General features: G+C 69.8%; 14 protein-coding genes. 5 read left to right on the forward strand and 9 right to left on the reverse strand.

The annotated features are described in order from the left end of the window. Positions 1–307: 307 nt before the first annotated feature. On the forward strand, positions 308–649 hold the full coding sequence (locus E8M80_RS21870) for a cupin domain-containing protein (RefSeq protein WP_137127862.1): 342 nt from the start codon (positions 308–310) through the stop codon (positions 647–649). A gap of 74 nt (positions 650–723) precedes the next feature. On the opposite strand, the gene E8M80_RS21875 is transcribed toward E8M80_RS21870, so the two are convergent. The 7 genes from E8M80_RS21875 to E8M80_RS21905 all read right to left on the reverse strand — a co-directional run bounded on the left by E8M80_RS21875 (position 724) and on the right by E8M80_RS21905 (position 7,062). Next, positions 724–1,695: an acetamidase/formamidase family protein gene (locus E8M80_RS21875; protein WP_137127863.1), complete on the reverse strand. Its 972-nt coding sequence runs from the start codon at positions 1,693–1,695 to the stop codon at positions 724–726. Positions 1,696–1,706: 11 nt separating this feature from the next. Next, on the reverse strand, positions 1,707–2,753 hold the full coding sequence (corA, locus tag E8M80_RS21880) for a magnesium/cobalt transporter CorA (protein ID WP_137127864.1): 1,047 nt from the start codon (positions 2,751–2,753) through the stop codon (positions 1,707–1,709). A gap of 74 nt (positions 2,754–2,827) precedes the next feature. Further along, complete coding sequence (gene mtnC / locus E8M80_RS21885; protein ID WP_137127865.1) at positions 2,828–3,526, reverse strand: acireductone synthase; 699 nt, start codon at positions 3,524–3,526, stop codon at positions 2,828–2,830. Further along, positions 3,523–4,062, reverse strand: a complete 540-nt coding sequence (locus tag E8M80_RS21890; protein WP_137127866.1) for an acireductone dioxygenase — start codon at positions 4,060–4,062, stop codon at positions 3,523–3,525. The genes mtnC and E8M80_RS21890 overlap by 4 nt, the downstream gene beginning before the upstream one ends. After that, the gene (locus E8M80_RS21895; RefSeq protein WP_137127867.1) at positions 4,059–4,673 is read right to left on the reverse strand and encodes a methylthioribulose 1-phosphate dehydratase; all 615 of its coding nucleotides are present in this window, start codon (positions 4,671–4,673) and stop codon (positions 4,059–4,061) included. The genes E8M80_RS21890 and E8M80_RS21895 overlap by 4 nt, the downstream gene beginning before the upstream one ends. After that, positions 4,670–6,646, reverse strand: a complete 1,977-nt coding sequence (locus tag E8M80_RS21900; RefSeq protein ID WP_137127868.1) for a TRAP transporter permease — start codon at positions 6,644–6,646, stop codon at positions 4,670–4,672. The genes E8M80_RS21895 and E8M80_RS21900 overlap by 4 nt, the downstream gene beginning before the upstream one ends. Before the next feature lie 140 nt (positions 6,647–6,786). Then, positions 6,787–7,062: a twin-arginine translocase TatA/TatE family subunit gene (locus tag E8M80_RS21905; RefSeq protein WP_137127869.1), complete on the reverse strand. Its 276-nt coding sequence runs from the start codon at positions 7,060–7,062 to the stop codon at positions 6,787–6,789. Between the two features lie 296 nt (positions 7,063–7,358). On the opposite strand from E8M80_RS21905, the gene E8M80_RS21910 reads away from it, so the two are divergent. Next, on the forward strand, positions 7,359–8,363 hold the full coding sequence (locus tag E8M80_RS21910; protein WP_137127870.1) for a TerC family protein: 1,005 nt from the start codon (positions 7,359–7,361) through the stop codon (positions 8,361–8,363). A 112-nt stretch (positions 8,364–8,475) separates the two neighbouring features. Further along, positions 8,476–9,711: an argininosuccinate synthase gene (locus E8M80_RS21915; protein ID WP_137127871.1), complete on the forward strand. Its 1,236-nt coding sequence runs from the start codon at positions 8,476–8,478 to the stop codon at positions 9,709–9,711. 126 nt (positions 9,712–9,837) lie between these two features. Here E8M80_RS21915 and E8M80_RS21920 read toward each other — a convergent pair whose 3' ends face one another. Further along, on the reverse strand, positions 9,838–10,794 hold the full coding sequence (locus tag E8M80_RS21920; RefSeq protein ID WP_137127872.1) for a tripartite tricarboxylate transporter substrate binding protein: 957 nt from the start codon (positions 10,792–10,794) through the stop codon (positions 9,838–9,840). A gap of 153 nt (positions 10,795–10,947) precedes the next feature. Between E8M80_RS21920 and E8M80_RS21925 the strand changes: the two genes are divergently transcribed. Beyond that, positions 10,948–11,514, forward strand: coding sequence for a hypothetical protein (locus tag E8M80_RS21925; protein ID WP_170979568.1), 567 nt, complete (start codon positions 10,948–10,950; stop codon positions 11,512–11,514). Between the two features lie 93 nt (positions 11,515–11,607). On the opposite strand, the gene E8M80_RS21930 is transcribed toward E8M80_RS21925, so the two are convergent. Further along, complete coding sequence (locus E8M80_RS21930) at positions 11,608–12,582, reverse strand: tripartite tricarboxylate transporter substrate binding protein (RefSeq protein ID WP_170979569.1); 975 nt, start codon at positions 12,580–12,582, stop codon at positions 11,608–11,610. Positions 12,583–12,790: 208 nt separating this feature from the next. Here E8M80_RS21930 and E8M80_RS21935 point away from each other — a divergent pair, with 208 nt between their 5' ends. Continuing rightward, the gene (locus E8M80_RS21935) at positions 12,791–13,450 is read left to right on the forward strand and encodes a hypothetical protein (protein ID WP_137127875.1); all 660 of its coding nucleotides are present in this window, start codon (positions 12,791–12,793) and stop codon (positions 13,448–13,450) included. Positions 13,451–13,559: the final 109 nt, after the last annotated feature.

Here is a 13,559-nt window from a genome sequence, read left to right on the forward strand (position 1 = left end):
TGGCGCTTGAACTCGACGCTGTGCGATCGGTGTCTCGTCATCGGCTTCCATCCTTCGGAAGCCCAGCTCCCTGGTCAATTCGCGGCAGTCCGCCTGTCCGCCTCCAGGGGCCCACTCCAATCGGGGGTCCCGTTTGCGTGCCGATTGACAGGATGATCGCAGTCATGCGGCGCCACGGCATCACGCCGGCACGGCCGTAGGCCTTCAAGTGGCAGTGCCTGGCGCGCGACAGCCAACCTGAATTCACAGCGAGGTAGCTCGGTGCCAGATCTGGCGAGAGCGACCTTCCAGCATCTGGAAGAACCGGATGTTCCACGTCGTGAAGAAGAGCGATGCACCGCGAGGCGCCATCGCCGATGTTGCATTCGAGGGAGAACCTTACGATGCCGGCATCTCCTTCTTCGAGGGTGATCTTCTGCACGGAATGGGGCCCGCCTTGCATCAGCACCCCTATCCGGAGATCTGCCTTGTTCGCGCCGGTCAGGCGGCAATCACCGTCGATGGACAGGAGGTTGTCGCCTGCGCCGGGAATATCGTCATCATCGGACCGAAGTCACCGCATTCGTTCACCGCCATTGGCTCCGAGCGGCTTGAGGCGGTTTGCGTACACGCGGCGAGCCGCTTCGTTATCGAGTGGCTCGGCGACTGACGAGGATCATTGCAAGGCCTTTCCTGCTTACGCGGTTTCCTCAGCCAGTTCCCCCGCTCCCCGCCTGCGCCGCCTCAGAACAGCAGCCCCTTCCGCAGCATCCCGTGCACGCCCTTCTCCCCGTTCACCGTCTGCGTGACGCGGAAATCCACCGCGAGCGAGCAGAACTGGTAGGCGTCGGCGTCGCTCAGGTTGGTGCGGGAACAGATGAAGGCGATCATCTCTCGCAGCGCCTGCTTCATCGCGAGGTCGAGGTCCTCGTTCATCCCCATGGTGATGTAGTGCGTGCGCGTCTCGGCGCGCGGGAACTTCAGCACCGGGTCGCGCGGCCCGCCGCCCTTGACGAGCGACAGGCGGAAATGCCCGTTCAGGCAGATCTCGAGCGCGTTGATGCAGACCTCGCCGTCGCCCTGCACGCCGTGGCCGTCGCCGGCTGAGAACAGCGCGCCCTCGTTGAACACCGGCAGGAAGAGCGTGGTGCCCTCGGTCAGTTCCTTGTTGTCGAGGTTGCCGCCGATCGCGCGCGGTTCCTTCGTGTTGATCATTCCCCAGTCGGCCGGGGGCGCCACGCCCATCACGCCGAAGAAGGGCGCCAACGGCAGGTCCATGCCCCCCTCCTTCGGTCCGAAGGGCAGGCGGCAGGTCATGGCCGCCTTGTCCACCGGGATGTGCAGCGTGCGGCGATAGGGGAAGTCCTCCGGCAACGTGCCGAACAGCGGGCGGAAGCCGCAGAAGCCCCAGTCGGCGCCGAGCTCGATCTTCTCGATGTCGATGCGCAGCGCGTCGCCGGGCTCGGCGCCGCGCACCTCGACGGGGCCGGTGATGATGTGGGCGCCGAGGCGCGGCAGCTTCGCATGGACCTCCCGCAGCATGGCGGGCACTTCCATCATCTTCTCCTGCGGCGGCATCACCTCCGGCCCGCCGGAGAGGCACTGCAGCACCACGAGGTCGCCCGGGTTCACCGAAGCGACCGGCGGGAAGGACGCGTCGAAGGCCCCCCAGCGGCAATTCTTGAGCGAAGCATCGACGCGGACGGTCTCGTGCATGCGGTGTCTTCCTAGAGCCAGCCTTTGCGGCGGAAATAGAGGACGGGAAGGATGGCGCTGACCACCATCATCAGCAAGGCTAGAGGATAGCCGAAGGCCCATTTGAGCTCGGGCATCGCCTCGTAGTTCATGCCGTAGATCGAGGCGATCAGGGTGGGCGGCATCAGCGCGACCGACGCCACGGTGAAGGTCTTGATGATGTTGTTCTGCTCCACGTTGATCACGCCGAGCACGGCGTCGAGCAGGAACTGCGCCTTGCCGTTCAGGAAGGTCGCGTGATCGACGATCGAGCGCACGTCGCGCACCAGCGTCTTGATCAGCGGCTGGTTCTCCTTCCGCACGGCGGACGCCTTTTCGGCGCCCACGAAGGTCAGGATGCGCGTCAGGCCGATCAGCGTCTCGGTGCAGCGCGTCGTCACCTCGCCGACCTGGCCGAGGGTGATGAGCGTGTCCTTGAGTTGGTCGCCGCGGCCCTTCGCCTTGTCGTTGCCGCGGGCGGCGCGGAAGGTGCGCTGGCTGGCGCGGTCCATGTCGGCGCCGACGCGCTCCAGCACATCGGCGAGCCGGTCGACCACCTGTTCGAACAGGTGCAGCATGACGCCGTCGGCCGAGGCGAGCAGAGTCGTGGGCTGGCGGTGCACGCGCAGCCCGAAGGACGTGAAGGCCTTGGGCGTGGCGTGGCGGATGGTGATGAGCACCGAATTCGTCAGCACGAAGGAGATCGGCGTCGAACCGAATTCGCCGGTATCGACGCCGTAGAGGAAATTGGCCGTCAGGAACAGCGTCTCGCCCTCCCGGTACAGGCGGGACGAGCTTTCGATCTCCTGCATCTCCTCGCGCGTCGGGATGTCGATGGCGAGCGCGGCCTCGACGGCGCGCACTTCCTCGGGCGTCGGGTTCAGGAGGTCGATCCAGACGGCGCGGCTGAGCGTCGCGGGATCGGCCACCGCCCGCGCCGCGGCGCGGGCCTCGGGTGCCGGCAGCGCGTCGGTGAGGTCGGAGATGGCGCCTTCCCGCACGCGGCAGGCGCCGTCCTCGACCGACCAGGTCGTCAGCATGGGCCGGCCTCCTGCACAGGGGTCATGGGCCTACCGGTTCTAGCGATGCCGGCGGCGCGGCGCCACAGCCCTGCTCAGGCCGGGAAGGGCAGGCCGAAGCGGCGAGCGACGGCGGGGAAGTCGGGCGCTTCCGGATGCCGGCCGCTGGGCGCCGTGCCGTCGGCCGCGCGCACCAGTTGGCAGGTCCGCATCATTGCCGCTGCCGCGGCATCGAGTTCCTCCGGAACGTCGGACAGGAACAGGACCTCGCCCGCGGGCAGGCCCAGCGCTCCCGCGATGGCGGCGTAGGACGCAGCGTCGCGCTTGCCGCCGACGCGCGTGTCGAAGAAGCCGGCGAACAGCGGCACGAGGTCGCCCGCCTCGCTGTGCCCGAACAGCAGGCGCTGCGCCTCGACCGAGCCCGAGGAATAGACCGCGAGCCGAGTTCCTGCTGCCGCCCAGGCCCGGAGGGAGGGCGCGACATCCGGCCAGAGATGCCCGAGCAGCCGCCCATCCGCGTAGCCGGCCTGCCACACCAGGCCCTGCAGCGCCTTGAGCGGCGTGACCTTGGCGTCCTCGGCCATCCAGCGGCGAAGCGCTGCGCGCGGCTCCTCCCCCGGCGCCGCATCACGGACATCGGCCAGGATGGCGGCGACCGTCGGGTCGTCGCCATGCGCGTCGAGGAAGCCGTCGAGTGCCGCCTGTGCGAAGGGAAACAGCGTGTCCTTCACGAAGGCGATGGCCGTCGTCGTGCCCTCGATGTCGGTCAGGACGCAGGCGGGCGACGGGGTCAATCCACGGTCACCGGGATACGCGCGGCGATGTCGCTGCCGGTGTAGTGCGGCGTCCAGCCGGTCGTGTCGGTGAAGACGCGCAGCGCCGTGACGTGCGGCACCTCCCCGGCGTCGAACCAGTGCTTCGTGTTGGCGGGTACGGAGATCAGGTCGCCCTGCGTGCAAAGCGCGTCGTAGATCTTCCCGTCCACGTGCATGACGAAGTTGCCCGCGCCCTCGTGGAAGAAGCGGACCTCGTCCTCGGTGTGGATGTGCTCGCTCAGGAACTTCGCGCGGATCGCGTCCTTCTGCGGGTGGTCGGCGGTCAGGCGGATGACGTCTGCCGTGCCGGCGGCGGTCTCCTTCAGGAACGCATCGAGATGCGGGCGATAGGCGGCCAGCACGGCATCGGGCTCGGCGCCCGCCGGCAGGTCGGCGACGGGCCAGCGCTCGAAGCGCACGCCGATCGGCGCCAGCGCGGCGGCGATCCGCGCGGGGTCGTCGGTCCTGAGCGTCTCGGCGCCGGTCGCGGCGTCGCGGATCGTGAGCAGGCTCATGGCCTCAACCTCCCTTCCTCCAGGTGACAGAGCAGCATGAATTCCAGGGCCTCCAGCCGGGCCATCGCCTGGTCCATGCCGGCGCCCCATACATAGACCCCGTGGCCCCGGATCAAATACCCCGGGGGCGCCGCCGGTGCGCGGTCCCATAGCGCGTCGAGCGCGGCCTGCAGGCGCGGGATGTCCTGGTCGTTGTCGAGCACCGGCAGGTCGGCCGCCGTGTTGTGCGTCGGCCCGCCGGGAAAAGCCTTGAGCAGTTCGTAGCCGGCCAGCCGGATCGCCGCGCCCGGCCGGCGGGACAGCACGGTGGCGGCGACCGAATGGCCGTGCAGGACCGCGCCCGCACCGGCGAAGCGGCGGTAGATGCCGCAATGGAGCAGCATCTCGTAGGATGGGCGTGCCGCCGGATCGAGCGCCGCGCCGTCCTCGTCCACCTCCATCACGTCCGCCGCCGTGAGCAGCCCCTTGTGGCGGCCCGACCGGGTGATCGCGATGCGGCCGGGTGCCAGGCGCAGCGAGATGTTGCCCGCAGTCGCCGGCACCCATCCCATCGCGTCCATGCGCCGCCCGGCGGCCAGGATGGCTCCCGCCGCATCCTCCGGCAGGGTCATGCCCGCGCTTCGGCCGGGAAGGACCGCCGCTGCCAGAGCACCAGGGCGATTCCGGCCGCGAGGCCCAACAGGTCGGTCCAGACTTCCGGCACCATCAGCGTCAGCCCGGCGGCTCCTGAGAGCAGCCGCAGCGGCTTCGCCAGCGGCCCGTTCAGCATCCACCCCTCGGTTGCGCAGGCGAGCAGCCAGACACCCAGCGACGCGGTGGCGAAGGCCTGCAGGATCTCGGGCAGCGGACCTTGCGCCAGCAGCGCGGGCGAAAGCCAGAACATGTAGGGCACGATGAAGGTGGCCAGCCCGAGCTTCACGGCGATCATGGAGGTGCGCCAGAGATCCGCCCCGCACATGCCCGCCGCGGCGAAGGAGGCGAGCGCCACCGGCGGCGTGATGGCCGACAGGATGGCGAAGTAGAAGATGAACATGTGCGCCGCCAGCGGGTCGACGCCCATGCGCGTGAGGCCCGGCGCGACCACCGCCGCAGCGATGGCGTAGGCGGCGGTGGTCGGCACGCCCATGCCGAGGATGATGGCGACCACCATCGCGAAGCCCATGGCCAGGAGGGACGAGGTGCCCGCGATGTCGAGGAGCATGGTGGCGAAGCGGCCGCCCACGCCCGTCACGCCGATGGCGCCAGCGACGATGCCGGCGGCGGCGCAGACGGCGATGAGTTGCATCACCTCCTTAGCGCTGCCCTGCAGCGCCTGGTAGATGGCCACCAGCGTCTCCGCCACCGCAGCGACGAGCCCCGACACCGGATTCCGCCCCTGCATCACCACCTGATGCACGAGCGCGGTGCCGAGCATGATCGCGAGCGTCGCGCCGATGCCCCAGGCCGCGGCGCGGAAGGGCGAATAGCCCTCGAGCAGCATCCAGATCAGCAGGATGAGCGGCGACGCCATGTAGGAGCGCCGCGCGATCGTGATCCAGCGCGGCAGCTCGTCCGCGGTCATGCCGCGGATGCCGGCCTTGCGGGCGTTGAGGTCGCAGTGGATGTAGTTCGCGATGTAGAACAGCAGCGCGGGAATGAGGCCGGCCACCGCGATCTCGGTGTAGGGGCGGCCCAGCACCTCGGCCATGATGAAGGCGCCCGCGCCCATGACCGGCGGCGTGATCTGCCCGCCGGTCGAGGAGGTCGCTTCGACCGCCGCGGCGGTCTCCTTGTCGTAGCCGACGCGGCGCATCATCGGAATGGTGAATGTGCCCGAAGCGACGACGTTCGCGACCGCCGAGCCCGAGATGGTGCCGAACAGGATGCCCGAGATGACGGTCACCTTAGCCGGCCCGCCGCGCGCCCGCCCCACGCAGGCCAGCGCGAAGTCGTTGAAGTAGTCGCCCGCCTTCGACGCCTGCAGGAAGGCGGCGAAGGTGACGAACATGATGATGAAGGTCGACGATACCTGCACGATGGTGCCGAGCACGCCGAGATTGCCGAACAGCTCGACCAGCGCCTGGTCGAACGCGACGCCGCTGTGGTTCAGGATGCCGGGCATCCAGGGGCCGACGAAGCAGTAGGCGATGAAGCCGCAGGCGATCAGCGGCATCACGAAGCCCGCGGTCCGCCGAGCGAATTCCAGCACGATCAGGATGCCGACGCCGGCGGCCAGCAGGTCGCGCGTGTTCGGCCCCATGAAGGACCGCATCTCGATCCCGTCGGGGTCGAGGATGTAGTGCAGCGGGATCAGCACGCAGGGCACCAGAAGCACCCAGTCGTACCAGGGTACCGAGGTGCCGGCAGCCCGCATCGTCGGCGCGAAGAGCGTGAAGCCGAGCCCGGCGCCGAGGAAGACGTGCACGGCGCGCGCGACGGTCGGGTCGGCCGGGATCACCAGCAGGATCAGCATGTGCCAGACGACGAAGGCAGCTGCCGCCGCGCGCCACGCGTGCCCCTGCCAGCCGGCGAGGTCGCGCCGCGCGGACGCGAATTCCATGTCGTCGACCGGCATTGTCGCCGTGTCCCGGGCCTCGTTGGCCATGCCTGTCGTTCCCCACCACGACCACGCGCCGGCCCGGAGGTCCGGGTCGGCGCGCGAATGCTTCCCTGTCACCGCCCACCCTTAGGGCGGGATGGTCGGGCGCTCAAGCGGGCGGTTGGGGCACCCGGCGCGCGATGGCGTCAGGCGGCCGGGCGGCTCTGGCCGGAAGCGCCCTCGGGCTGTGCCTGGGTGGCGCTCGCCTGGCCCTGCTGCGGCCCGGGGATGTTCCCGGCGGGCGGCTGCGGCGTGGCCTGCGCCTCCATGGAGGCGTCCTTCTCGTCTTCCTTGATGTTCTGCTTGAAGGACTTGATGCCCTTGGCCAGGTCGCCCATCAGGCCGCTGATCTTGCCGCTGCCGAACAGCAGCAGAACGACGAGCAGCACGACCAGCCAGTGCCAAATGCTGAACGAACCCATGGCGGAGCCTCGATTCCGTTGCGGCCGAGCCCTTCGGGCGATGGCCATAGACCGTATGAACGGGGCGCAACCTAGTGTCATGGCGGCGCCCATGCAAACCCACATGGTCCATCCGCGGCCGCATCGCAACGGGTCTTGACACCAACCCGCCCACGAACCATCTGGCGCATCTGATCCGGGCCCCTCTGGCGGCCGCGTGCCTTCGTGGCCGCGTCCGCGATGTCGGATCGCGTGGGAAATCGCGCGATCACGGCCCCTCTCTGCCCGTGTTCGCGCCAGAGAGGAGTGTTTGGGGGATGGAATTCTTTTCGGCCGAATGGCTCGGCAAGCCCATGTGGATGTGGAAGGGCTTCCTGCTCGTTGTCGTCGTGCTGCTCGCCTTCGACCTCGGCGTGCTGAACCGCAAGGACAAGGAGATGGGGATCGCCCAGAGCCTCTGGCTCTCGGTCTTCTACATCAGCTTCGCCATCATCTACGGCGCCGGCATCTGGTGGGCCTACGAGGCGGGCGAGCTCACCACCAGCGACGGCGTCCACGCGGGCGTCGCCTTCTTCACGGGCTTCTTCATCGAGAAGGCGCTGTCGATCGACAACGTCTTCGTCATCAGCCTGATCTTCACCTACTTCGCGATCCCGAGGAAATACCAGTACCGGGCGCTGGTCTGGGGCATCATTGGCGTGATCGTGCTGCGCGGCCTGATGATTGGCCTCGGCGCGGCGCTGGTGCAGCAGTATTCCTGGGTGCTCTACATCTTCGGCGCCTTCCTCATCCTCACCGGCATCAAGATGCTGGTGGTTCCAGAGGGGGAACAGGACATCTCGAAGAACCCGGTCGTGAAGTTCATGCGCAAGCACATGCGCGTGTCGGACAACCTGCACGGCCAGAAATTCTTCGTGCGGGAGCCGGACCCGAAGACGGGAGCGATGGTGCGCGTGGCGACGCCGCTGTTCCTGGCGCTGGTGGTGATCAACATCGCGGACCTGATCTTCGCGGTGGACAGCGTGCCGGCGATCTTTGCCATCACGACCGACACCTTCATCGTCTATACCGCGAACATCATGGCCATCCTCGGCCTGCGCGCCCTCTACTTCGCGCTCGCGGCGATGGTGCACCGGTTCGAGTACCTGAAGTACGCGCTGGCGCTCGTGTTGGTGTTCATCGGCGGCAAGATCTTCTGGAACCAGATCGTGGGGAAGGTCGATCCGTCCATCTCGCTCGGCGTGACGCTCGCGATGATCCTCGGCGGCGTGCTCTTCTCCCTCTGGAAGACGCGCAAGGATACGCCCGTCGCGGCAGAGTGACCGGTCGGGGGGAGGCGCGCCTCCCCCCGTCCACCCTTTCGTGCCCGGCCTTGCCTAAGGTCGCGCCCGGCCCCATACCGCCCCCCGTTTTCCAGACCCTTGGGGGCGCCCGATGCGCGTGAAGGACGTGAAGAAGGTCGTGCTCGCCTATTCCGGCGGGCTCGACACCAGCGTGATCCTGAAGTGGCTGCAGACCACCTATGGCTGCGAGGTGGTGACCTTCACCGCCGACCTCGGCCAGGGGGAGGAGCTGGGCCCGGCGCGGGACAAGGCCCTGCTGCTGGGCATCAAGCCCGAGAACATCTTCATCGACGACCTGCGCGAGACCTTCGTGAAGGACTTCGTCTTCCCGATGTTCCGTGCGAATGCGCTGTACGAGGGGATGTACCTGCTGGGAACCTCGATCGCCCGGCCGCTGATCGCGCAGCGCCAGATCGAGATCGCCGAAGCCGTCGGCGCCGACGCCGTGGCGCATGGCGCGACCGGCAAGGGCAACGACCAGGTCCGCTTCGAGATCGGCTACTACGCGCTCAAGCCCGACATCAAGATCATCGCGCCCTGGCGCGAATGGGACCTGGCCAGCCGCACCCGGCTGATCGAGTTCGCCGAGCAGCACCAGATCCCGATCGCCAAGGACAAGCGCGGCGAGGCGCCCTTCAGCGTGGATGCGAACCTCCTGCACAGCAGCAGCGAAGGCAAGATCCTCGAGGAGCCCTGGGATTCGCCGGACGAGATGGTCTGGCAGCGCACCATCAGCCCCGAGGCCGCGCCCGACCGCGCGACCGAGATCACCATCGAGTTCGAGCGCGGCGACCCGGTCGGCATCAACGGTGAGCGACTGTCACCCGCCACGCTGCTCACGCGCCTGAACGCGCTCGGCAAGGAGAACGGCATCGGGCGGCTCGACCTGGTCGAGAACCGCTTCGTCGGCATGAAGTCCCGCGGCTGCTACGAGACGCCGGGCGGCACCATCCTCTACGTCGCGCACCGCGCGATGGAATCCATCACGCTCGACCGCGAGGCCGCGCACCTGAAGGATTCCCTCATGCCGCGCTATGCCGAGATCATCTACAACGGCTTCTGGTTCAGCCCGGAGCGCCGGATGCTCCAGGCGCTGATCGACGAAAGCCAGGCCAGCGTGACCGGCACGGTCCGGCTCAAGCTCTACAAGGGCAATACCATCGTCACGGGCCGGAAGTCGCCCAACAGCCTGTATTCCATGAAGCACGTGACCTTCGAGGACGACCAGGGCGCGTATGACCAATTCGATGCGCAGGGCTTCATCAAGCTGAACGCGCTGCGGCTGCGGCTGGGCGCGATGGCGGGGCGCAAGGGCGGCGCGCTGTAAGCCAGGGGCGGGGGAGCAGAACCTCCCCCGCGCTCCCTCCCTTCCTTGGCCATTTGGACCTGACAGAAGCGGGCGGCGCGGCGTGCCCGACGACGGCGGGGGGAGGCAACTCCCCCCGACCTTCCCCTACCCCGCCAGGCTCATCCCGGTTTCCGACACGAGGCGGCGCACCATCTCTGCGTCCCGCCGGATCACCGCCCCGAATTGCTCCGCCCCGGCGGTGACGGCGTCGTTCCCCGTCGCGGCCAGCCGGTCCCGCACGGCGGCGTCGGATGTCGCGGCGGCCGCCGCGGCTTCCAGCCGCGCGACCACGTCCCGCGGCGTGCCCGCCGGCGCGAAGATCCCGTTCCACGACGTGAGGTCGAAGCCGGGGAAGCCGCTCGCCGCGATGGTCGGCAGATGCGCGAGACTGCCGCGCTGATCGGCGCTGGTCAGCGCGATGCCGCGGGCGCGACCGGCATCGACCACGGGCTTCAGGGAATTCGCCGTCCCGATGGCGCAGGGGAGGTTCCCCGCCGCCACGTCCCGCGCGGCTTCCGCCCCGCCGCGATAGGGCAGGTGTTCCAGCGCGACGCCGGCCCGATGCGCGAGCAGCGCGCCCGCCAGGTGCCCCGGCGTGCCGATGCCCGGCGTGCCGTAGGGAACGCCTTGTCGGCGCCGCGCCTCGGCCAGGAAGTCCGCGAGGTCGTTCGCCGGGAAGCCCCGCGTGACCACCAGCACGTAGGGCGCGGCGACGACCTGCGCGACGGGCGCGAAGGCGGTCGCGTAGTCGAAGGGCAGGCCGCGCTGGACCAGGGGCTGCACCACGAAGCCGAAGCTGTCGAAGAACAGCGTCGAGCCGTCGGGCGGGGCGGCGGCGACGACGCCCGCGCCGATCGCGCCGCCGGCGCCGGGGCGGTTCTCGACCACGATCGGCACGCCGAGATGCTCGGACATCTTCGGCTGAAGCAGGCGCATCACCGTGTCGGACTGCCCGCCGGGCGCGAAGGGCACGACGACACGGACCGGCCGGGCCTGCGCCGCGGCAACGCGCGGCGCGGCGAGCATCGCCGCGGCCCCGAGAACAAGGCGTCGGGTCTGCATTGGGGTCTCCGTGAGAGAGGTCCCGGCGGGCGGCAGGATTCCCGGGCGACCCGCCGTCGGTCAACACCATTCCGTCGCCCCACGGGGCCGTCCCAGGTTTGAGGCGTCGGCGAGGTGGTCTAGGTTCGGCCGGTGCTGTCGAAAGGAATCGTCATGCCGGCCATCGCCTACAGGATCCTAGCCGCGGCGGCGGTCCTTATCGCCGGTGGACTGGCTGCGCCGGCCTCGGCCCAATCTCCCTGCCTCGGCCGGCTGTCCGCCAACGCCTTCGCCCCCGTGCCGCGCAATGCTGCCGTGGCGGTGCCGGACCGTGCGGGCACCGAGAACGAGCGCCGGCTGCGCGAGGCCGTGCTCGCGGCGCTGCGCACCAACGGCCGGCAGGTCAATGCGGAGGCGCCCTACATCCTGTCCTGGCGCGGCGGCATCTCGGCCGAGGGCGGCAGCCGCGGCGGCTTCTCGGACACGCTGCAGGACCGCACCTTCCGCGAGAGCGACGACCTGAGCTGGGCGCACGACCTGCCGCGCATGGGCGGGCGGCAGATGCCGACGCTGCGCGTCTCGGGCGTTGTGGAACTGCGGGAACGCGCCTCCGGCCGGGTGGTCTGGACGGCGGTGCTGTCCTGCGAGCGGCACGGCACGGACGATGCCGCGCTGTTCGGCCACCTGGCGAATGCGGTGGCGCCCTGGATCGGGCAGCCGGTGGCTGGGCGGCCGTTCTGACCTGAGGACGGCTGCGGGCCCGCAGCCCGCGCCGCCCCCGAATGACAGGGAAGGTTGGGAGTCCGGGGGAAGTTCCCGTCCCCCGGCCTTTCCTCAGCCTTCCGGCCGCAGCCCCAGCCGACGGATGATCCCGCCCCAGCGCTGCACGTCGCTGCGCAGCAGGGCCTGGAATGTCGCGGGGTCGCTGCCCACCACCACGAAGCCCGCGCGCTCCAGCGCCTGGCGCTGCTCCGGCACCGCCAGCGCGCGCGTGGCCTCGGCCGAGACGCGGGCAATGCGGTCCGCCGGTGTGCCGGCCGGGGCGAACAGCCCGATCCAGGCGACGGCCGGGTCGCTGTCGACGCCGCTCTCGCGCATGGTCGGCACGTTCGGCAGGGCGGAAAAGCGTTCCGGGCTGGTCACCGCAAGCGCGCGCACCTGGCCGCCCTGGACCTGGCCGAGCACACCGCCGGAGGCCGCGAAGAAGGCCTGGATGCGCCCGGCGACAAGGTCGAGCACCGCCTGGCCCACCGCGCGATACGGCACGTGCACCGCCTGGAAGCCCTGCGTCGCCGCCAGGTCCTCCATCACGAGGTGCGACAACGTGCCCGGCCCGGTCGATGCGTAGGAGATCTTTCCCGGATTGGCCTTCGCATAGGCCACGAACTCGGCCGCCGTGTTCGCAGGCACCGAGGGATGCACCGCCAGCACGAAGGGCAGCCGCGCGAGCAGCGAGACGGGCATCAGGTCGGTCTCGGGGTCGTAGCCCAGCGCCGGGTTGAGGATCTTGCCCGTGCTGCCCGGCCCGCCGATGGAGACGCCGAAGGTGTGGCCGTCGGTCGCGCGGGCGATCTGCTCGGTGCCGATGTGGCCGCCGCCGCCGGCGCGGTTCTCGACCACCACGGGCTGTCCCAGCACCTGCTGAAGGTGAGCCGAGACGACGCGCGCCGCGAGGTCCGGCGTCGATCCGCCCGGGAAGGCCACGATGATGCGCACCGGCCGGTCGGGCCAGGGCGACTGCGCGCGCACGGCGGCGGGCAGCAGCGACAGGGCGGGCAGCGCGGCCAGGCCGCGGCGGGTGATGGTCATGGTGTCTCCTCCGGCGGGCGGGTTGGTCCCGCGGCCTCCTCGAATCCGATGCGCCGCCTCCCTCGCGGCATGCGGCGCCGGCATTGCAGCGTTTGCAGCATGGCCTTGCTCCTGCGGCAAGACGCAGCCTGGCGGCGTTTTGCCATTTACAGTTGCATAAGGATTATGTGAACAATCTGGACGCGTTCGTCAGGCAGGAGCGCTATCCGTGAAGATTGTCTTGCGCGTGCTGGTCCTTGGCTGTGCGGTGGCCAGCCTGCCTGGGTGCGCGACCGTGGCGCTGAATGCCGCGCTCCGCGCCGCGCATCCGAGCCCGCCCTGGAACGGGGAGGTGGCGATCGCCTCCGAGCCCGCCGGTGCGCGCTGCACCGTCAACCGCGGCGACCGCGTGATGGCCGAGGTCGCGGCGACGCCCGGCACGGTCCGCCTCGACCGCTCGCATGCGGAACTCGAGGTGCGCTGCACCGCGGATGGCCACCTCGCCGCCGCCGAGCCGATCCGCCCGCGCGACGACCCGGCCGTGTTCCGCATGGCGCCGAACGGGATCATCGGCGCGACGGCAACCGTGATCAGCCTCGCCGCCGCCCGGACCATGCGCTACCCGGGCGAGGTGACGGTCGCCCTGCCGCCCGTCGCCTTCCCCAGCGAGGCCGCGCGGGACGGCTGGTTCGCCGCGCGCCGCGACGCCATTCTCGCCCGCCGCGCGACCGACCTCGCGCAGGCCGAGGAACGCTGCACCGCGAACCCGGATTCCGGCTGCGATCCGGCACTTCTGGTGATGCGGGCGGAGCAGGAGGAAGACCTGCGGCGCCTCGCGGCCCTGCAGGACCAGGCTGGCGTCGCCACGCAGATGGCGGTCGCGCAGTAGCGCGCCGCCCGCCAATGCGAACGGCCTGCGCCTGCTGAAACATCCTTCCCGTCTTGCTTCGCGGTCGAGGCGTCGGATCGCGGCGGCGGGATGCTGGGACGTCGTGTGC

Source organism: Roseomonas sp. HF4 (genome assembly GCF_005222755.1).
In the GTDB taxonomy this organism is placed as follows: domain Bacteria; phylum Pseudomonadota; class Alphaproteobacteria; order Acetobacterales; family Acetobacteraceae; genus Neoroseomonas.